Genomic DNA, 17,796 nt, shown 5'->3' on the forward strand with positions numbered 1-17,796 from the left:
GTCGTGGACACCGACGAGAGAAACTCTCACGGGATCCGAAGTCGCATCTGGGGTAGCGCGTCCAGGGCCGGATCGTTTCCCCCGGCGGCACCGGGCAGGTCTGCGGCAAGGAAAGGAATGCAGGCTGCAGGGCGTGGCGCCAGTTGACCGGCGCTTTCCCGGCACCCGCCGCGATCAGGATGACGGGCCCTCTGGTCGTCCGGCCGTGAAGCAAATGCGTGATCCGGCATGACATCCGCCTCCGCGCGCTTGCGCGGCCCTGCCCTTGCTCTGTCCGGCTTATCCGGCGGGCTTCTGCATGATGAGGTCGAAGTAGCTGTCCATCACGCGGGTCAGTGCCGCGCGCGGATCGGCGGGATTTCCCCACAGCCGGGCGCGGTCCATGTCCTGCAGCGCGACAATGCCGAGCGTCAGCGCCCGCATCGTCAGCATCACCTCAGGAATGTCGATGTCGGCGCGGATGAGGCCGGCGGTGCGGGCCCGCTCCATCATCGACTCGGCAAGTCCGTAGATCGCGCTTGAGAACCGCTTCACCTGGTGCTGCGAAAGCACCGTCACGACGACGGGACTGACCAGCAGGCGCCCGCCGACGGGATTGTCGAAGAGCCATTCCACATAACCGTGGATCAGGGCGCGAAGCTGGGCGACCACATCGTCCGAAGGGGCCGCGGACACCCGCTGCGTCAGGTGATCCGTCACAAGCACCATCTGCTGTTCGAGAACGGCGACGCTCAGCGCATGGGCATCGGCAAACCACGTCTGCGCCTCGTCCAGCGGGACCCCGGCCTCCTGCGCGGCGAGCGCCAGGTCGGGCTGCGGGGTCAGCGCGGCCATCTGCTCGGCGGCGCGGCCCAGCAGACGGTCATAAGGGCGCATCTCGGGACCCTGCTTCATCGCCGCCCCTGTTCCCGCTTTGCTGCGCCGATTGTGCCGGCCGTCACTGTGGCGGTCCGGGTCCTCTCATGAGGACGTTTCTTGCGGCGTGGAGACTGTATGTGCATTGGCGGCTCCCACAGCGCACAATGCGCCCGCGTCCTGATGGTTCCTCAGGTTGCGGAACGGCCGGGTCATGCAACCGGGCCAGGAGAGGTGCCAGAAGGCCGCGGACCTGCCCCTGCGTCCGGGCAGCCCGGCCATGACGTCAAGCCCGCTGTCGGGGATGCCCACGCGGGTGGCGCGGCCTGCGGCCGGACGGGCGAGGGGCAGAGATGGCAGCCCTCATGAAACCGGCCACCGTCCGCCCGGAACCGGCAGGCGGTGGTCTTTCCGTTTGTCAGCCGATGATCCGGGTGAAGGTGGCCGAGGGGCGCATCACCCTTTCCAGCATGGCCGGATCGGGGTGGTAATAGCCGCCCAGATCGGCCGGCTTGCCCTGATCCGCAGCCAGCTCGGCAACGATCGTGGCTTCGTTTTCGGCCAGCGCCTCGGCGATCGGGGCGAAGTGGGCGGCCAGTTCGGCGTCCGCGGTCTGCGCGGCCAGCGCCTGCGCCCAGTACAGCGCGAAATAGAAGTGGCTGTCGCGGTTGTCCGTCTGGCCGACCTTGCCCAAGGGCGAGCGGTTGTTGTCCAGGACGCCCTGGGTCGCCACATCGACCGCCTCGCCCAGGACGCGGGCCTTGGCGTTGCCCTTGGCCTCGGCCAGGAACTTGAGGCTTTCGCCCAGGGCGCAGAACTCACCCAGCGAATCCCAGCGCAGGTGGTTTTCCTCCATGATCTGCTGGACGTGCTTGGGGGCCGAGCCGCCCGCGCCGGTTTCAAACAACCCGCCGCCGTTCATGAGCTTGACGATGGACAGCATCTTGGCGCTGGTGCCCAGTTCCAGGATCGGGAACAGGTCCGTCAGGTAGTCGCGCAGGACGTTCCCGGTGATGGCGATCGAGTTCTCGCCCTTGCGGATCGTTTCCAGCGTCAGGCGGGTCGCCTCGCGCGGGGCAAGGATCTTGAACCTGTCCGACACGCCCGCCGCGTCCAGGATCGGCGTGACGTATTTGATCAGCTCGGCGTCATGGGCGCGGGTCTCGTCCAGCCAGAAGATCGCCTGGCAGCCCTCGGCCTTCTGCCGCGAGATCGCCAGGTTCACCCAGTCCTCGATGGGCGCCTGCCGGGTCGAGGCCGCGCGCCAGATGTCGCCCGCCTCGACCTTGTGCTGGTGCAGCACGTCGCCATTGGCCAGTACGATCCGCACCGTGCCGTCATGCGGGATCTGGAAGGTGGTCGGGTGCGAGCCGTATTCCTCGGCCTTCTGCGCCATCAGGCCGACGTTCTGCACCGTCCCTGCCGTGGAGGGGTCCAGCGCGCCGGTTTCCTTGAAATAGCGCACCGACTCTTCATAGACTGCCGCATAGGAGCTGTCGGGGATCACGCAGTTGGTGTCCGCGGCCTTGCCGTCCGGCCCCCAGCCCTTGCCGCCCGCGCGCAGAAGCGCGGGGATCGAGGCGTCGATGATGACGTCCGACGGCACATGCAGGTTGCTGATGCCCTTGTCCGAGTTCACCATGTACATCGGCGGGCGGTCGGCCATGACGGCCTCGATGTCGGCCAGGATGGCCTTGCCTTCGGGCATGTCGCCCACCCGCTCCAGCAGGGTGCCGAGGCCCGAGTTCGGATCCGCGCCCGCCGCTTCCAGGGCCGCGCCGTGCTTGTCGAAGACGGGCTTGAGGAACTGCTTGACCGCATGGCCGAAGATGATCGGGTCCGAGACCTTCATCATCGTGGCCTTCAGGTGGATCGAGAACAGCACGCCCTCGCGCTTCGAGGCCTCGATCTGCTCGGCCAGGAAGGCGTCCAGCGCCCTGGCCGACATGAAGGTGGCATCGACCACGGTGCCCGCGGGATAGGTCACCTTGTCCTTCAGCAGGGTGACCGTGCCATCCTCGGCCACCAGTTCGATCCGGGCCGCGCCCGCCTGCTCGGCCGACAGGGTGGCCGAGATCTCGTTCGAGCGGAAATCGTTGCCCGACATGGTGGACACGCGCGTCTTGCTGTCGGCCGACCACTTGCCCATCGAATGGGGGTTGGCCTTGGCATAGTTCTTGACGGCGACGGCGGCGCGGCGGTCCGAGTTCCCTTCGCGCAGCACCGGGTTCACCGCCGAGCCCTTGATGGCGTCGTAGCGGGCGCGGATCGCCCGTTCCTCGTCCGTCGCCGGTTCCTCGGGGTAGTCGGGGATGTCATAGCCCTGCCCCTGCAGTTCCTTCACCGCCGCGACCAGCTGCGGCACCGAGGCGCTGATGTTGGGCAGCTTGATGACGTTCGCCTCGGGCGTCTTCACCAGTTCGCCCAGTTCGGCCAGGTCGTCCGACTGGCGCTGTTCGGCGGTCAGCCTTTCCGGGAAGGCCGAGATGATCCGCCCGGCCAGCGAGATGTCGCGGGTTCCCACCGTCACCCCGGCCGCCGAGGCGAAGGCGCGGATGATCGGCAGAAGCGAGGCCGAGGCGATCTGCGGGGCTTCGTCGACCTTGGTGTAGATGATGTCGGGGGTGGGCAGATCAGCCATGTCTTGAACCTGTCTTGCTGAGAAGGAATGCGCGTCGGACCGGCCTTAGCAGAGACCGCCGCCTGCGTCAGGTCCCCAGTGCGGTCGCGGCAAAGATCGGACGGCCTGCCCGTCGGCTTCCGACCGGGCCCCGGGCCCCGGGCCCCCGTCGCGGCAAAGGCCCTTGAAGACAAGGGCGGGCGTTCCGGGCAGGGCGATCCTGAGGCCGCCGCCGACGTCCGCAAGCCTTGGATGCAGCGGCTTGTGGCAAGCGCGAAGGTGAAGGGCATCGGGCGCGCCGGAACGGAAAGCGGCCCCCGAAGGGGCCGCGACCGGATTTCAGACCACCTTGACGGTGATGTCGTCCACGCCTTCCACATGGCCGGTCATCACGTCGCCCCGGACCACGGCGCCGACGCCCGCCGGGGTGCCCGCGAAGATCACGTCGCCGGGGCGCAGCTCGAACAGCCGCGACAGGTAGGAAATCATTTCCGGCACCTTCCAGATCATCTGGTTCAGGTCGCCTTCCTGGCGCGTCTCGCCATTGACGGCGACTCGGATCGCGCCCTGCGTGGGGTGCCCCACCTCGGACACCGGGTGGATGGCCGAGCAGGGCGCCGAGGCTTCGAAGGACTTGCCGGTTTCCCAGGGACGGCCCATCTTCTTGGCGGCGCCTTGCAGATCGCGCCGGGTCATGTCGAGGCCCACGCCATAGCCGAAGACGCAGTCCAGCGCCTTGTCCAGCGGGATGTCGGTGCCGCCCGATTTCAGCGCCACGACCAGCTCGATCTCGTGGTGCACGTCGCTGGTCTCGGTCGGATAGGGAAAGTCCTTGCCGGGCGGCACGATCGAGTCGGGGTTCTTCTGGAAGAAGAAGGGCGGCTCCTTGTCGGGATCGTGGCCCATCTCGATCGCGTGCTCGGCGAAGTTGCGCCCCACGCAGTAGATGCGGCGCACGGGAAACAGCTTGTCGCTGCCGGCCACCGGGATGGTGGGGGTGGGTTCGGGCACGAAGACATAATCCGCCATCTTGGTCATCTCGTTCATCATCTCGCTCCTGCGTAGTATTCGATGCGTTTTTCCGCGTTTTCCACGATCGCCGACAGCACCATCGCCGCGGCGAAGAGAACCAATGTGAGCGCCCAGAACCGCTCCATGTCGAAGCTGCGGGAATACAGCTCGAAGAGTTCGCCGTATCCGATCACGGCCACGAGGATCTGGCCGATGACCACCCCCTTGACCCCCCGGATCACGCCGATGCGGATGCCCGCGAGGATCTCGGGCAGGGCCGAGACCAGGATGATCTTGCGCATGATCGTGGCCTGCGAGGCGCCATAGGACCGCGCCATCTCGACCAGCGAGGCGGGCACCTGCATGACGCCCGCGCGGGCATCCAGCACGATGATCCAGACGGCGAACAGGAAGACCGTGACGACGATGGTCGCCTCGCCCATTCCGAAGAGGATCATCAGCACCGGCACCAGCGCCGACAGCGGCGCGCTGACGAAGATGTTCACCCACAGCCCGAAGATGTTGTCGATGATCTTCACCCGGCCCATCATCACGCCGAGCGGCACGCCGATGCCGATCGCCAGCGCCATCCCGATCACGAAGGACCGGATCGTGACCAGCGTGGCGTTCTGCCAGGAATTGGTCTGCACCAGGTCGAAGCCGGCGGCGATGATCGCGGTCATCGGCGGGATCAGGAAGATGATGTCCAGCCGGCCCACGATCTCCCACACCAGCGCCCAGACGATCAGCGAGGCCATCATGGGGATGCGATATCCGAACATGGTCATGGCCGGTCACTCCGCATAATGGCGCAGGCCCTGCCAGATCTCCTCGACGACGTCGAGATAGCCTGGGTCGCGCCGGATGTCGTCGGGGTTGGCGGTGCGGTCGATCCGGGGATCGATGATGTTCGACACGCGGCCCGGCCGCGGCGACAGCAGCACGATCCGGTCCGAGACATAGACCGCCTCCTCGATCGAGTGGGTGACGAAGATGAAGGTCTTGCGCTCCATCTCGACCAGCCGCAGCAGGTCCTCCTGGAACTTGCGGCGGTTCTGCTCGTCCACGGCCGAGAAGGGTTCGTCCAGCAGCAGCACGTCGGCGTTCACCGCAAAGGCGCGGGCGATGCCGACCCGCTGGCGCATGCCCCCCGACAGCTCGTGCGGATACTTGTCCTCGAAGCCCTGCAGCCCGACCTCCTCGATATAGCGCCGGGCGATGCGGTTGCGCTCGGCCGCGGCCATGCCCTTCAGCTCCAGCCCGAAGCCCACGTTGCGCAGGACCGTGGCCCAGGGCATCAGCGCGAAGTCCTGGAAGACAAAGGCGCGTTCCGGACCCGGCCCCGTGACGGCCCGGCCGTTCACGACGATCCGCCCCGAGGTCGCGGGAACCAGCCCCGCGATGATCTTCAGCAGCGTGGTCTTGCCGCAGCCTGACGGCCCCAGCAGCGTCGTCAGCTTGCCGCGCTCGAACTGCAGGTCGATGCTGCGCAGCGCCTCGACCGCGCCGTAATGCTTGCAGATCCCCTCGACCCGCACGACCGGATCGTTGGTGACGACGCTGGCGGGATCGAAGGCGTCGGTCGCGAGTGCGTTGACGGTCATCTCAGCTCCTCCTCTTTTCGGGGCGCATCACATTGGTCTCGAACCACTGCAGCAGGGCCAGCGTCACGGTGGACGCCGTGATGATGGCCGCGACGGCCGCATACATGTGCGCGTAGTTGGCGACCGAGCGGTGATAGGTGATCAGGTCGCCGATCCCCGTGGGGGTGATCAGCAGTTCGGCCAGCATGACGCCAATGAAGCCGGCGGCCACCCCCAGGCGCAGGCCCGCGAACAGGACGGGCGAGGCGTCGGGGATGATGATCTTGAAGATCTGCTGGCGCCGCGTGCCCTGGAAGGACCGGCACATGTCCACCAGCGAGGGGTTCACGTGCCGCACCGCCTTGTACGAGTTCAGCACGATCACCGGCAGCGCCAGCATGATGACGGCCAGCGTCTTGGCGACCAGCCCGATGCCGTAGACAAAGGTCACCAGCGGCACCAGCGCCGCCATGGGCGCGGCCTGCAGCACGATGAAGACCGGCGCGAGCAGCCATTCCAGCCGGTCCGACAGCCCCATCACGATCCCCAGCGCGATCCCCAGCAGCGCCGAGATGGCGACGCCCAGCACCAGCGGCTGCAGCGTCAGGAAGAAGGCGCGGATCATCGAGCCGTCCGCGACCATCTCGAAGAAGGCGGCCAGCGTGTCGAGGAAGGTCGGAAAGGCAAAGCTGATCGGGACACGGCCCGCGATCTCCCAGGCGGTGAACAGCACCAGCAGCGAAAGGACGACCCAGAAGGACCTGCGCCGTTCGGCAAACAGGCGCAGCGCCTGTCCCGTGGTGGCCGCGGGGGCCACCACCTTCACATCCTGTGACATGACGCTCATCTCACTGCGTCCCGAGCTTGCCGAGCACGCCGTTCAGGACAGAAAGATCCCAGAAGTCCTCGACCTTCAGGTCCTCGGGCTTGCCTTCCAGCGCGCCCGAGGCGGTGTAGAAGGCGAAGTCGCTGCGCGCGGCCTCCTCTCCGCCGCCGTTCAGCGGCAGGGCGTCCTTCATCCCCGCGTAATAGGGCTCGATCTCGGCCAGCATCTCGGGGGTGGCGTCGGGCAGCAGGTTGTACTGCTCGCGCAGCCTGACCGCGGCGGACGGGTCGGCCGCGATCTCGCGCCAGGTGGTCACGACCGCCTCGACAAGCTTCGCCACATCCTCGGGATTCTCGGCCAGGTAGGAGGTGTTGGCGAACATCGCCTCGTCCGTCGCCTCGACCCCGTCCAGCGGCAGGAAGGCGAACTTGTCGGGCGCCTCGGCTTCGAGCACGCGCTTGCCCGAGGAATCCACGATGGTCGCCTTGACGTTGCCCTGCAGCAGAGCCCCCGTCCGCACCTCGGCCCCCGGCACATAGGCGACGCTGGAATACTTGATGCCATGCTTGTCGGCCATCATCTGCATGATCGCCTCGGTGCCCGAGCCGCGCGAATGGACGGCGATCTCCTGCCCGTCCAGGTCGGCCCAGTCCTTGTAGAACTCGGTGTTGACCACGGGATACATCTGCAGCTCGCTCAGCTGCAGGAAGATGCGGATCGGCGCCTTGACCTTCTGCAGCAGCGCATAGGGGCCGCCGATGCCGATGTCCGCCTGCCGCTGACCACCGCCTGCGCGGCGATGTCCTCGCTTTTCAGGAAGGTCGGCTCGACCTCGACCCCCTGTTCCTTCGCCCGCTCGATCGCGATGAGCAGCCCAAGGGTCTCGATGGTGGCGATGTCGCCAAAGGCGATGCGCATCGGATCGGCGGACGCTGCAGCCGGCAGGGCCGCGACCAGCGCAAGTGCGGACACGGCCACCCGCCGCCGCATCCTGTCAGCAAGAAATCCCATCTTCTTTCCTCCCCAGGATCGGGCTCCTCCAAGCCCGGTATGGAACCAATCATCGTATTGATCGTAATTGTGCGTCAACGATCTTGAGAGGGGTCGCTGGCGAAGGTGCCAATGTTTACTTGTATTACTATGTTATAGAAAGATAATTTTCTTTCATCCGGGTAGATTGACATTCGAGTCTTGCACGTAAAGTATGAACCAATCAAAGGATTGGTTCAAAGATGCAGCCGCTTCATGCTTCCCCTTTGGATAAACTGCGGGCCTATCTCGAAACCGCCGATCTTGGCGAAGACGGCCGCCTTCCGCCCGAACGGGAACTGGCCGAAACGCTCGACATGGGCCGCACGGTGCTGCGCAAGGCGCTTGCCGCCCTGCAGGGCGAGGGGGTCGTGTGGCGCCATGTCGGCAAGGGCACCTTCATGGGCGAGCGGCCCATCAACAGCGCAAGCGAGATCAACGCCTTGGTCCTGCGGACGAACCCGACCGAGGTCATGGCGGCCCGCCTTGCCTTTGAACCCGAGATCGCGCGCCTTGCGGCCGCGAATGCCACGGGCGCGCAGATCAACGACCTGCGCGCCTGCGCCCTGAAATGCCGCGGGGCGCCGACCTGGCGCCAGTACGAGCATCACGACAACCGCCTGCACCGCGCCCTGGGCGAGGCGACCCAGAACTCGCTGCTGCTGGGCCTGCTCGACACGATGACGACGGTCCGCCGCGCCGTGACCTGGGGCCGCCGCCGCGACAACCCCGGCCGCCCTCCGCGCGACCACCACAGTTTCGAACAGCACGACCGGATCGTGGAAGCCGTCGCCGCGCGCGACGGCCAGGCGGCGGCGGACGCGATGCGCACGCATCTGCGGACGGTCGAGCAGAACCTGCGGGACAGCCTAGGGTATTGAAGGCTTGACTGGCAGGCCGGTGCCGGATCACGCGCCGGCATCATCGGGTTTCCCGATGCGACCTTGCAGGGACAGCCGGAGTGATGGTGGACCCTCGCGGGCCAGCGGTTTATCTATAAAAGATGGAAAACCAGCCCAGACATACCCTGGCCATGCAGATTGCGGGAACCCTGGCCGACCGCATCATCACGGGCGCCCTGCGGCCGGGCGCACGCCTGCGGCAGGATCACGTCGCGCAGGAGTTCGGCGCCAGCCATGTGCCGGTCCGCGAAGCCTTCCGGCAGCTCGAGGCGCAGGGCCTTGCCGTCAGCGAGCCGCGCCGGGGCGTCCGCGTGACCTCCTTCGATGTCGAGGAACTGCACGAGGTCGCCGCCATGCGCGCCTCGCTCGAGGCGCTGGCCCTTCGCCACGCGGCGCCGAACATGGGTGCGGATGTGCTGTCGGCAGCCGAACAGGCGGCGGAAGCTGCTGACTCTGCACAGGATGTCCGGGAATGGGAATCCGCCAACCGGCGTTTCCACCGCCTGATCCTGACGCCCTGCGGCATGCCCCGCCTGCTGTCCACGATCGACGGCCTGCACATGGCCAGCGCGCGCTTCCTGTTCGCGGCCTGGCGCAGCGACTGGGAAGCCTCGACCGATCACGAGCACCGCGCCATTCTTGCCGCCTTGCGCCGGCGGCAGACGGACGTGGCCTGCATGATCCTGTCCAGGCATGTCGGCCGCATCGGCGGACGCGGCGCACGGCGGGGGATCGTGAGACCCGCAATTGTCGGCTGATTATCTATAATACCGCTTGGATGGCAGGAGGCGTTGTTCCTAGTCATAGATAAACCAATTGGGAGATCCATGATGACGACTGACGCACTGTCTGCCACCCACGGCCGGCGCAGCATGTTCCTGCAGGGCGCGACGATGCTGGGCCTTGCCGCGCTCATCACCCTCGCCGCCAAGGTGCAGGTGCCCTTCTGGCCGGTGCCGATGACCCTGCACACGCTTGCGGTGATGATGATCGCCCTTATCGGCGGCCCCCGCGTCGCCGTAGGAGCGATGGCCACCTACCTGGCCGCCGGTGCCATGGGGCTGCCGGTGTTCTCGGGCTCGCCCGAGCGCGGGATCGGGCTGGCCTACATGGTCGGGCCCACCGGCGGCTATCTGCTGGGCTTCCTGATCGCGGCGGGGGTGACGGGCTGGCTTGCGGCGGGCGGCGGAACCCTGCGGCGCCTGCTGGCCATGCTGGCGGGGCTTGCGGTCACCTATGCCGCCGGGGCCGCATGGCTGGCCGTCTTCCTGCCGGCGGACAAGCTGCTGGCCGCAGGTGTCCTGCCCTTCGTCACGGGGGACCTTCTGAAGGTCGGCGTGGCGGCGCTGCTTGCCGGTGGCTGGGACCGCCTGCGCAAGGGCCGCTTCGCATGATCCGCACCGACTGGACGCTTGAGGAAGCGCGCGCCATCCACGCCTTGCCCTTCGCCGATCTCATGCACCGGGCGCAGACCGTCCACCGGGCGCATTTCGATCCGACCGTGGTGGAGCACGCCAGCCTGCTGAGCATCAAGACCGGGGGCTGCCCCGAGGACTGCGGCTATTGCTCGCAAAGCGCCCATCACGACACGGGCGTCAGGGCGACCAGGCTGATGGATGTCGAAGCCGTCCTTGCCGCGGCCCGCAAGGCCCGGCTGGCCGGTGCGCAGCGCTTCTGCATGGGGGCGGCATGGCGCAGCCCGAAGGACCGCGACCTTGACGCCCTTTGCGCCATGGTCCGCGGCGTCCGCGACCTGGGGATGGAGACCTGCATGACCCTCGGCATGCTGTCGCCGCCGCAGGTGGCGCGGCTGAAGGAGGCGGGGCTCGATTTCTACAACCACAACATCGACACCTCGCCCGATCACTATGCGCGCATCGCCACCACCCGGACGATGGAGGATCGGCTGGAGACGCTGGACCACGTGCGCGAGGGCGGCATCCGGGTCTGCTGCGGCGGCATCCTCGGCATGGGCGAGGACGAGGAGGACCGCATCGCCATGCTGGTCACCCTGGCCACCCTGCCCCGCCATCCCGAAAGCGTGCCGATCAACCTGTGGCAGCCCATCGAGGGCACGCCGGTCGAGGCGGTGGCGCGGCCGGTGGACCCCTTTTCCCTGGTCCGCGCCGTGGCGCTGGCGCGCATCCTGATGCCGGAAAGCGTGGTGCGCCTGTCGGCGGGGCGCACGGGGATGAGCGACGAGCTTCAGGCCCTGTGCTTTCTTGCCGGGGCCAACTCGATCTTCGTGGGGGACGTGCTGCTGACCACGGACAACCCCGCCTCGTGGCAGGACGCGGACCTGTTCGCGCGCCTGGGGATGCGCAGCGCTCCTGTCCAGCTGGCCGGGTTCGGGGCCTGAGCGGAACCTGCGCCGCTGAACCACTTGCGGCGCTTTCGCCACAAGGGTCGAGTTCCGGCTTCAAGCCCGATGCGTTTGAAGCCGGATTCTTCCGGCAGGCACGCGTCCTGCCTGTCAGGCGAAGGAATAGGCACGGGGCGAGGAGTTACGGGCGGGAAACCTGATTGCCGTAATTCCGATAGGAAACATTTCGCATCGGAACCCTGCTGCGGGATCAACGCCATCAGCCGATGACCGGGTCGAATTGCCTGAATGTCCTGCATGAACAGGCCTGCCAGCGGATGGCAGGTGACCCGAAGCGGAATGCATTTCGGGGTATGAACGAGGGATGGTTCGGTCCCTCGTTGGTACTTTTGAAACTGCCCGAACCGGCGAACTCTTTAACTGAAGACAACATAGCCCCAGTCGCGGGGGCGAAACAGTTGCCAAAATGGTCAGGTTCAATTCGCGCCGTCGCACCCCTGACAGCCGGGGGAATCGCTCGGCACGAAGCCGCCCTTGATCCCGGCAGGATCGCGCGTCGGACCTGACGATCCCGCCGGCCCGACGCGTCAACCTGCGGGCTGCCCCGGGGCGCGGCGCGGGCGTTCAGCCGTTGTCCTGGTCCTCGGGCTGGCCGCTGCGCTTGTTGTGCTGACTTTCCTGGTTCTCGCCGCGCAGCATCGGGTTGCCGTCGTCGCTGGCCAGCGGCGTCGGGTTCCGCGGCAGGTCGGTTTCCACGATCCGGTCGCGCACCTCCTTGGAGGCATTCAGGTAGGGCCGCGGGTCGAAGTCCTTGTCCGCGTTGCTGGTATCCACGCGCCCTTCGATGATCTGGCGCTGCTGCTGGTGGGTCTTGTCGCCGCTCATGCGGGTCTCCTTTCCCAAGGGGCCGCCGCGCCCGGAAAGGGCGCGGGACCGGGCTGTCACTTGTTCTCGCGGCCGCGCTGGTTCGGATCGATGCCGCCTTCGGGGGTGGTGTCGTTCATCACGTCCCCTTCAAAGGTGTTCTCGCCCTCCAGCTCGGGGTCCGAGCCGGTCGCGCCCTTCGAGCTGCCGATACCGGGATCGCGCCGCAGGTCGGCGTCCGAGGGGCTGTCGGTCTTGGGATGCTTGCTGCTGGTCATTGCCCCTGCTCCGTGCGGCTTTCGGGGCGCTCGTCGGCCAGCTTCTCGCGGTCCACGTCGCCCGCTTCGCCCTGCCCCGGCGCGTGGCTGGCCACGTTGTCGTGGCCCTGCTCGTTCAGGACATGGCGGGAATCGAGCCCGCGCTGGTCGGAATGGCGCGAGGTGTCGCGGTTCGACAGGACCTCGGTCGGCAGCGGCGCATCGGGCTCGAGCGGGGCCATGCCCCCCGAACCGTCGCCCTTGCCCTGGTCCTGCTGCCCCGCGCCGAACTTCTTGCTGCTTGCATTTGCCATGAGCTTTCCCCTGCGTGGTGCCGCGCGACGGCGGCGGTTCAGGGTATCAACGGCCGGGGGCGCGCCATGTTCCCCGGAAAGGACCGGCGGGGGCAGAAAGCGGCCCTTGCCTCACCCGGCGCCCGGTCCCTGCAGGCCGGGGGGCGGGATGGCCTCGGCATCGGGATCGCGGCCGTGCTTCCGGTCGAGCAGGCGCATGACCGGCGTGACCGTCAGCCCGTGCATGAGGATCGAGACAAGGATCACCAGCCCCGTGATCGCCCAGAGCCGCTCGGTCCCCTCGGCCTCCATGTGGTTCAGCCCATAGGCCAGGTAGTAGATCGAGCCCACGCCGCGGATGCCGAAAAAGGCGATGGTCAGCTTTTCGCTGAGCGAGGCGCGCAGCCCCAGAAGGCCCAGCAGGCCCGTCGCGGGGCGGATCACCAGCAGGATCACCAGCGCCGCCGCCACGTCCCCCGGCGCGAGGCCGGACAGCAGTCCCTTGGCCAGCGCCCCGCCGAACAGCAGCAAAAGGACCATCATCGCCAGCCGCTCGACCTGTTCGGTCACGTCATGCATCTCGCGGTGGAAGTCGTGGCTGCGGTGGGCGGCGCGGAAGGTCAGCGCGGTCACGAAGACCGACAGGAAGCCGTAGGAATGGATGATCTCGGTCAGGCCATAAGACACGAAGGTTGCCGACAGCGCGATCAACCCGTCGCCGGTCTGCGCCAGCTTGGTTTCGGCCGGGATGCGGAAGGTGACCCAGCCGAAGGCGCGGCCGATCAGCCAGCCCCCCGCGACGCCCGCGCCGATTTCCCACAGGACGTTGTAGGTCAGCCATTTCGCGGCCCAGGGCTCTCCGGTCGCGGCGGCCAGCGACAGGGCGATGGCCAGGTGGACAAAGGGAAAGGCCGCGCCGTCGTTCATCCCCGCTTCCGAGGTCAGGCCGAAGCGCACCTCGTCCTCCTCGCCCGACTTGGGCGGGCCGACCTGCACATCGGCGGCCAGCACTGGGTCTGTGGGCGCCAGCGAGGCGGCCAGAAGCAGCGCGACCGGCCAGGCCAGCCCCATCCATGTCCCGGCCAGCAGGGTGATGGCCGCGATGCTGAGGGGAAGGGTCACCAGGATCAGCCGCCAGCTGACCTCCCACCGGCGCCAGCCGAAGGGGCGGTCGAGCTTCAGCCCCGCCCCCATCAGCGCGATGATGACGACGAACTCGGCGAAGCGCTCGGTGAACTCGGGGTGGTCCAGGGGCGAGGGCACCAGCCGCGCGCCGGGCAGCGAGAAGACCGCAGCACCCAGGGCGATGCAGACGATGGGCAGCGACAAGGGCATCCGCCGCAGCGCCAGCGGCAGCCAGGCCACCAGCGCGATCAGGAAGCCCGCGCCGGTCAGGACAAGGATATAGGGATCGGGGTCGAGCAGCGGGACCATGGCACCCAAGGGGTCAGGGGTTCAGTCAGGCCGACAGCAGGTCTGTCCGGACGCGCGCCCGCGCGCCCCGCGCCTGTGTCCCTCGGATGCCGGTCCCCCGGGGAGATCGGCCATGGCCGCCGCCCCTTTGCGCGGGGCGGCGGACGGTGGCGGGGCTTACTCGCGCAGGGGGCCGCTTCCGCCGATGCGGCCCGCATCGGGGTGGCGCTCGGTGACGCGCAGGTTGTTCTGGACATGCCGCACGCCCGAGCAGCCTTCGGCCAGGTCCTCGGCATGGCGCTTGGCGAAGCGGCTGTCCACCGTGCCGCTCAGCGTGATCTCGCCGCCGCTGACCGAAACCTCGATGTCGGTGGCATCCAGCCGGGGGTCGTCGGTCAGCCGCTCGCTTACATCCTCGCGGATGCGGTCGTCCGAGCGGCTGTAGTTGCGGGGGCCGCGGCCGCGATGGCCCGCGTCCATCTCGCGCCGGCGGCTGGCCTCCTCGTCGCCGAACCACGAGGCGATCTCGTCGCCCGCGCGCTCGAAGAAGCCGCGCTCGTTGCTGCCGCGCCAGCTTTCGCCGCCGTGGCTGCGCCGCTCGTGCTCCATCCCGAAGGACGGGGGATAGCTGGACATGCCCATGCCCAGCCCCGTCATGCCGGGATCGGGGGCGCCGTAGTTGCGCCCGTAGCCCGGATCATAGCCCGGCCCGTCCGGGAAACGTCCGCCATAGGGGCCGCGGTCGTCGCCACGAGAGCGGGCGTCGCGCTGTTCAAAGCCCATCATGCCGTAGCCGCGCGCCTCGTCCATGCGGCGGCGGCGTTCCGCGTCCCGGTCGCCGGACCAGGACCGGACCTCGTCCCCTGCCCTGTCCATCCAGTCTCGGGACCGGTCCCGGCCCCAGTCGTCGCGGTCATGGCGGTCCTGTGCCATCTGCGTCCTCCTCCAGAAGCGGGATGCGAAGCGGCATCCCCCTGTCCTTCAACCCCGGTTCCCCGCCCGCCGTTCCCGGCACAGCGGCTCAGCGCAGGGTGCCGTCGGGGTTCACCTCGACCCATTCGCCGCGCTCGGCCGAGATGTAGATCGCCTCCAGCAGGTGCATGTCGCGCAGGCCCATCTCGGCCGGGGTCAGGATGGGGACCCCGTCGCGGACCGCCTGGCTGAAATGGTCGATCTCGCCCGTGAACTGCTGCTCGCTGGGTTTCGAGGGCGTGGGCATCTCGTCGCCCTCGGCCGTGCTCAGCGTCAGGCGGTTGCCGAAGTACTCGGTCGCGGGGTCCAAGACGGCCACGGCCTGCGAGCCCCACAGGTCGATGCGCTTCTTGTTGGCGACATAGCCCGACGAGATGCTGGCCCGCCGCCCCGAGGGGAAGACCAGCTGCACCTGCCCGATGGCCTCGATCTCGCCGAAGCGGCCGTCGGGGGTTTCGGGCGAGAAGGTGGTGGCGACCAGCCGTTCGGGCACCTCGTCCAGCAGCCAGATCAGCCCGTTCAGCGAATAGATCCCGATGTCCATCAGCGAGCCGCCGCCCGCGAGGTCGCGCACCATCCGCCACTGGTCGCGCTCCACGCTCGGGTCCAGCGGGCGGTGGTGGTCCGAGGTCGCATACCAGATGTCGCCCAGCTCGCCCTTCTGGACCATCTCCTTCAGGGCGGTGTTGTTGGGTTCGAAATGGGCACGGTAGGCGATCATGATCCTGCGGTCGGCGGCCTTCGCCGCGTCCATCATCCGCTGCGCCGCGGCCGAGTTGTGGGAGAAGGGCTTTTCGCAGAAGACGTGGTTGCCCGCTTCCAGCGCGGCGATCACGTTCTCCTCGTGGATGGCGTTGGGGGTGATGACATAAACGACGTCCACCTCGTCGTTGTCGGCCAGCCCCTGCATTCCGTAGTCGTAGACCGACCCTTCCGGCACGCCCCAGGCCCCGGCCACGGCCAGCGCCTTGTCGCGGCTGCCCGAGATGAGCCCGGTCAGCTTCGACTCGGCCGAGCGGCCGATTGCCGGGATGGCATAGTTCTGGGCGAAATGGCCCAGCCCGCAGACGGCCCAGCCGACCCGGCGCCCGGGCGGCGAGGGGCGCGGCGTCGCGTCCAGTTCCGGCTCGGGGCGTCCGGCGGCCTGCCGTTCCAGCGGATCGGCGGGCGGGGTCTGGCCGCTGCCGATGGCGCGGCCGGCGGTCTGGGCCAGGGCCTCGAACCCGCCGAGGCCGAGGCCCATCCCGGCCCCCAAGCCGAGGGCGGATGTCCGCATGAAGCCGCGGCGCGAGAAATCAGGCAGGTCGTTCATGGAGAGATCCACTTCCGCTGAGGGACCGAGGGGCAACTCGCCCTGCCGCCGATCGTTCCACGCGGTTCAGCCTGCGGACAGGTCCTGCGGCCGGTCCACGTCCACCAGCTCGGACGGGGCAGCGGGGATCGTCACGGCATCCCCCAGCAGGACGCCCGCGCCCTGATCGCCACGCAGCTTCGACAGCGCCGCGAAGGCAGAGGCCGGGAAGCAGGCAGGCGCGCCGGGGCGGCCGTCCGGGTGCAGGACGGCCGAAGGGCGGTCGCCGGTGCAGCCCTCGACCAGCGAGGCAACCGTGGCGTCGGACAGGGCGGGCATGTCGCCCAGCAGGACCAGCAGCCGCGCGGCGCCCGAGGACTGCGCCCAGGCCACCGCCGCGCGCAGGCTGGCCGACTGGTCCTCGCCCTCCGGCGCCAGCGGCTCCAGTCCCGGCAGCAGCGCCCCGATCCGCTTGTCGCGCAGGACAACCGCGCGCAGGTCCACCGGCGCGCGGGCCAGCAGCGCCGCGGCGCGGGCCACAAGCGCCTGCCCGTTCAAGGGGGCCAGCAGCTTGTTGTCCGGCCCCCAGCGGCGGGAATGGCCCGCGGCCAGCAGCACGCCGGCGGTCGGACCCCCGGTCATTGCGCGCGCTCGGCCAGGATCTCGGCCAGCACGGACACCGCCAGCACGCGCGGGTCGCGGGCCGAGGGGATCAGCCCGATCGGGCCGCGCAAGCGGGCAATGGCGTCCTCGGGAACGCCCATCCCGCGCAGCGCCTCGACCCGGGCGCGGTGGCTGCGCAGGCTGCCCTGCGCGCCCACGTAGAAGGCGGGGGTGGCCAGCGCCTCGGCCAGCACGGGCGGCTCGCGGTCGTGGTCGTGGTAGAACAGCACCACCGCCGTCCAGGGATCGGCGTCGCCGGGCCCGCCCGCGCGCAGCGCCACGCCCTGCGCGGCGGCGGTCGAGGCGGTCGCCTCGTCATGGGTCGCGAGTTCCGCCGGATAGCCCGCCGCGCGGGCCAGCGCCGCGAAGGTCACCGCCTCGACCCCCGCCCCCCAGGTCAGGAAGCGCGTGGCCGGCAGGATGCGCAGCGCGAAGCCGGGGCCGTCCAGCGCCACCGTGCCGCGGTCGAGGTCGATCCCCAAGCGGCTGTCCCGCCGCGCCGCGCGGGCCGCCAGCGCCTGCCGCACCGGCGCGGGGTCCTCGACCGGCACCAGCGCCACGTCCAGCCCGCCCCCGCAGGGCAGAACCAGGTCGCGGAAGGGCGAACCCGCGCCATAGCGCAGGCGCCGCACCCGGCCCTGCGCCGCCACCTCGCGGGCGTGCAGCGCAAGGTCGGCCTCGATGCAGCCGGAACTGAGCTGGCCGACGCTGCCGCCCGCCGCCGGAAAGGCCATGATCGTGCCGGGATTGCGGTAATGCGGACCTTCCACCCCCGTGATGACGGCCAGCACCCCGCCGTCCGCCAGCGCGGACAGCGGATCGCCCATCGGGTCGGTCCCGGCAGGCGTGGCGATCGGCAGGACCTCGGCCATTCGGGGGGCAATCTTGTTCATG

General features: G+C 68.7%; 20 protein-coding genes. 4 read left to right on the top strand and 16 right to left on the bottom strand.

Annotated features, from left to right (window positions below; all coding sequences use genetic code 11):
* Positions 1 to 279: 279 nt before the first annotated feature.
* The 8 genes from ACFFII_RS02185 to ACFFII_RS02220 form a co-directional block, all read right to left on the bottom strand.
* Positions 280 to 894: a hypothetical protein gene (locus ACFFII_RS02185; RefSeq protein ID WP_377697250.1), complete on the bottom strand. Its 615-nt coding sequence runs from the start codon at positions 892 to 894 to the stop codon at positions 280 to 282.
* Positions 895 to 1,273: 379 nt separating this feature from the next.
* A complete protein-coding gene (locus tag ACFFII_RS02190) occupies positions 1,274 to 3,496 on the bottom strand; it encodes an NADP-dependent isocitrate dehydrogenase (RefSeq protein ID WP_377697251.1) in 2,223 nt (740 codons plus the stop codon).
* Positions 3,497 to 3,814: 318 nt separating this feature from the next.
* A complete protein-coding gene (locus ACFFII_RS02195; RefSeq protein WP_377697332.1) occupies positions 3,815 to 4,504 on the bottom strand; it encodes a fumarylacetoacetate hydrolase family protein in 690 nt (229 codons plus the stop codon).
* Positions 4,505 to 4,521: 17 nt separating this feature from the next.
* Positions 4,522 to 5,274, bottom strand: a complete 753-nt coding sequence (locus tag ACFFII_RS02200; RefSeq protein ID WP_377697252.1) for an ABC transporter permease — start codon at positions 5,272 to 5,274, stop codon at positions 4,522 to 4,524.
* Between the two features lie 6 nt (positions 5,275 to 5,280).
* On the bottom strand, positions 5,281 to 6,090 hold the full coding sequence (locus ACFFII_RS02205; protein WP_377697253.1) for an ABC transporter ATP-binding protein: 810 nt from the start codon (positions 6,088 to 6,090) through the stop codon (positions 5,281 to 5,283).
* A gap of 1 nt (position 6,091) precedes the next feature.
* Complete coding sequence (locus ACFFII_RS02210) at positions 6,092 to 6,916, bottom strand: ABC transporter permease (protein ID WP_377697254.1); 825 nt, start codon at positions 6,914 to 6,916, stop codon at positions 6,092 to 6,094.
* Position 6,917: 1 nt separating this feature from the next.
* Positions 6,918 to 7,580, bottom strand: coding sequence for an ABC transporter substrate-binding protein (locus tag ACFFII_RS02215; protein WP_377697255.1), 663 nt, complete (start codon positions 7,578 to 7,580; stop codon positions 6,918 to 6,920).
* Positions 7,581 to 7,591: 11 nt separating this feature from the next.
* Positions 7,592 to 7,984, bottom strand: a complete 393-nt coding sequence (locus ACFFII_RS02220) for a type 2 periplasmic-binding domain-containing protein (RefSeq protein WP_377697256.1) — start codon at positions 7,982 to 7,984, stop codon at positions 7,592 to 7,594.
* A gap of 167 nt (positions 7,985 to 8,151) precedes the next feature.
* On the opposite strand from ACFFII_RS02220, the gene ACFFII_RS02225 reads away from it, so the two are divergent.
* The 4 genes from ACFFII_RS02225 to bioB all read left to right on the top strand — a co-directional run bounded on the left by ACFFII_RS02225 (position 8,152) and on the right by bioB (position 11,185).
* Positions 8,152 to 8,805, top strand: coding sequence for a FadR/GntR family transcriptional regulator (locus ACFFII_RS02225; RefSeq protein WP_377697257.1), 654 nt, complete (start codon positions 8,152 to 8,154; stop codon positions 8,803 to 8,805).
* A gap of 122 nt (positions 8,806 to 8,927) precedes the next feature.
* Positions 8,928 to 9,584 (top strand): GntR family transcriptional regulator, encoded by a 657-nt coding sequence (locus ACFFII_RS02230; protein ID WP_377697258.1) that lies wholly within the window; start codon positions 8,928 to 8,930, stop codon positions 9,582 to 9,584.
* Between the two features lie 72 nt (positions 9,585 to 9,656).
* A complete protein-coding gene (locus ACFFII_RS02235; protein ID WP_377697259.1) occupies positions 9,657 to 10,220 on the top strand; it encodes a biotin transporter BioY in 564 nt (187 codons plus the stop codon).
* Entirely contained in the window at positions 10,217 to 11,185 is a 969-nt protein-coding gene (gene bioB / locus ACFFII_RS02240) for a biotin synthase BioB (protein WP_377697260.1), read from the top strand. Before ACFFII_RS02235 ends, bioB begins: the two co-directional genes overlap by 4 nt.
* Before the next feature lie 588 nt (positions 11,186 to 11,773).
* On the opposite strand, the gene ACFFII_RS02245 is transcribed toward bioB, so the two are convergent.
* From ACFFII_RS02245 to ACFFII_RS02280, 8 genes are all read right to left on the bottom strand, one after another.
* The gene (locus tag ACFFII_RS02245; RefSeq protein WP_090756801.1) at positions 11,774 to 12,034 is read right to left on the bottom strand and encodes a hypothetical protein; all 261 of its coding nucleotides are present in this window, start codon (positions 12,032 to 12,034) and stop codon (positions 11,774 to 11,776) included.
* Between the two features lie 56 nt (positions 12,035 to 12,090).
* Complete coding sequence (locus ACFFII_RS02250; RefSeq protein ID WP_090756800.1) at positions 12,091 to 12,291, bottom strand: hypothetical protein; 201 nt, start codon at positions 12,289 to 12,291, stop codon at positions 12,091 to 12,093.
* On the bottom strand, positions 12,288 to 12,584 hold the full coding sequence (locus ACFFII_RS02255) for a hypothetical protein (RefSeq protein WP_377697261.1): 297 nt from the start codon (positions 12,582 to 12,584) through the stop codon (positions 12,288 to 12,290). Before ACFFII_RS02255 ends, ACFFII_RS02250 begins: the two co-directional genes overlap by 4 nt.
* Before the next feature lie 111 nt (positions 12,585 to 12,695).
* Entirely contained in the window at positions 12,696 to 13,997 is a 1,302-nt protein-coding gene (locus ACFFII_RS02260; protein ID WP_377697262.1) for a cation:proton antiporter, read from the bottom strand.
* Positions 13,998 to 14,153: 156 nt separating this feature from the next.
* Positions 14,154 to 14,909, bottom strand: coding sequence for a BON domain-containing protein (locus ACFFII_RS02265; protein ID WP_377697263.1), 756 nt, complete (start codon positions 14,907 to 14,909; stop codon positions 14,154 to 14,156).
* Between the two features lie 88 nt (positions 14,910 to 14,997).
* Positions 14,998 to 16,260 (bottom strand): Gfo/Idh/MocA family protein, encoded by a 1,263-nt coding sequence (locus ACFFII_RS02270; RefSeq protein ID WP_377697264.1) that lies wholly within the window; start codon positions 16,258 to 16,260, stop codon positions 14,998 to 15,000.
* A 66-nt stretch (positions 16,261 to 16,326) separates the two neighbouring features.
* Positions 16,327 to 16,881, bottom strand: a complete 555-nt coding sequence (locus tag ACFFII_RS02275) for an NTP transferase domain-containing protein (protein ID WP_377697265.1) — start codon at positions 16,879 to 16,881, stop codon at positions 16,327 to 16,329.
* A complete protein-coding gene (locus ACFFII_RS02280) occupies positions 16,878 to 17,795 on the bottom strand; it encodes an XdhC family protein (RefSeq protein ID WP_377697266.1) in 918 nt (305 codons plus the stop codon). The genes ACFFII_RS02275 and ACFFII_RS02280 overlap by 4 nt, the downstream gene beginning before the upstream one ends.
* Position 17,796 lies beyond the last annotated feature (1 nt).

Source organism: Paracoccus niistensis (genome assembly GCF_042432925.1).
Classification (GTDB): domain Bacteria; phylum Pseudomonadota; class Alphaproteobacteria; order Rhodobacterales; family Rhodobacteraceae; genus Paracoccus; species Paracoccus niistensis.

Bases quoted from the DNA above. Each gene is read 5' to 3' on its own strand.
- ACFFII_RS02235 (WP_377697259.1), top strand. From the start codon at position 9,657: ATGACGACTGACGCACTGTCTGCCACCCACGGCCGGCGCAGCATGTTC.
- ACFFII_RS02245 (WP_090756801.1), bottom strand. From the start codon at position 12,034: ATGAGCGGCGACAAGACCCACCAGCAGCAGCGCCAGATCATCGAAGGG.
- ACFFII_RS02270 (WP_377697264.1), bottom strand. From the start codon at position 16,260: ATGAACGACCTGCCTGATTTCTCGCGCCGCGGCTTCATGCGGACATCC.
- ACFFII_RS02265 (WP_377697263.1), bottom strand. From the start codon at position 14,909: ATGGCACAGGACCGCCATGACCGCGACGACTGGGGCCGGGACCGGTCC.
- ACFFII_RS02255 (WP_377697261.1), bottom strand. From the start codon at position 12,584: ATGGCAAATGCAAGCAGCAAGAAGTTCGGCGCGGGGCAGCAGGACCAG.
- ACFFII_RS02195 (WP_377697332.1), bottom strand. From the start codon at position 4,504: ATGGCGGATTATGTCTTCGTGCCCGAACCCACCCCCACCATCCCGGTG.
- ACFFII_RS02275 (WP_377697265.1), bottom strand. From the start codon at position 16,881: ATGACCGGGGGTCCGACCGCCGGCGTGCTGCTGGCCGCGGGCCATTCC.
- ACFFII_RS02260 (WP_377697262.1), bottom strand. From the start codon at position 13,997: ATGGTCCCGCTGCTCGACCCCGATCCCTATATCCTTGTCCTGACCGGC.
- ACFFII_RS02215 (WP_377697255.1), bottom strand. From the start codon at position 7,580: ATGTATCCCGTGGTCAACACCGAGTTCTACAAGGACTGGGCCGACCTG.
- ACFFII_RS02200 (WP_377697252.1), bottom strand. From the start codon at position 5,274: ATGACCATGTTCGGATATCGCATCCCCATGATGGCCTCGCTGATCGTC.
- ACFFII_RS02185 (WP_377697250.1), bottom strand. From the start codon at position 894: ATGAAGCAGGGTCCCGAGATGCGCCCTTATGACCGTCTGCTGGGCCGC.
- ACFFII_RS02210 (WP_377697254.1), bottom strand. From the start codon at position 6,916: ATGAGCGTCATGTCACAGGATGTGAAGGTGGTGGCCCCCGCGGCCACC.
- bioB (WP_377697260.1), top strand. From the start codon at position 10,217: ATGATCCGCACCGACTGGACGCTTGAGGAAGCGCGCGCCATCCACGCC.
- ACFFII_RS02205 (WP_377697253.1), bottom strand. From the start codon at position 6,090: ATGACCGTCAACGCACTCGCGACCGACGCCTTCGATCCCGCCAGCGTC.
- ACFFII_RS02280 (WP_377697266.1), bottom strand. From the start codon at position 17,795: ATGAACAAGATTGCCCCCCGAATGGCCGAGGTCCTGCCGATCGCCACG.
- ACFFII_RS02250 (WP_090756800.1), bottom strand. From the start codon at position 12,291: ATGACCAGCAGCAAGCATCCCAAGACCGACAGCCCCTCGGACGCCGAC.
- ACFFII_RS02230 (WP_377697258.1), top strand. From the start codon at position 8,928: ATGGAAAACCAGCCCAGACATACCCTGGCCATGCAGATTGCGGGAACC.
- ACFFII_RS02190 (WP_377697251.1), bottom strand. From the start codon at position 3,496: ATGGCTGATCTGCCCACCCCCGACATCATCTACACCAAGGTCGACGAA.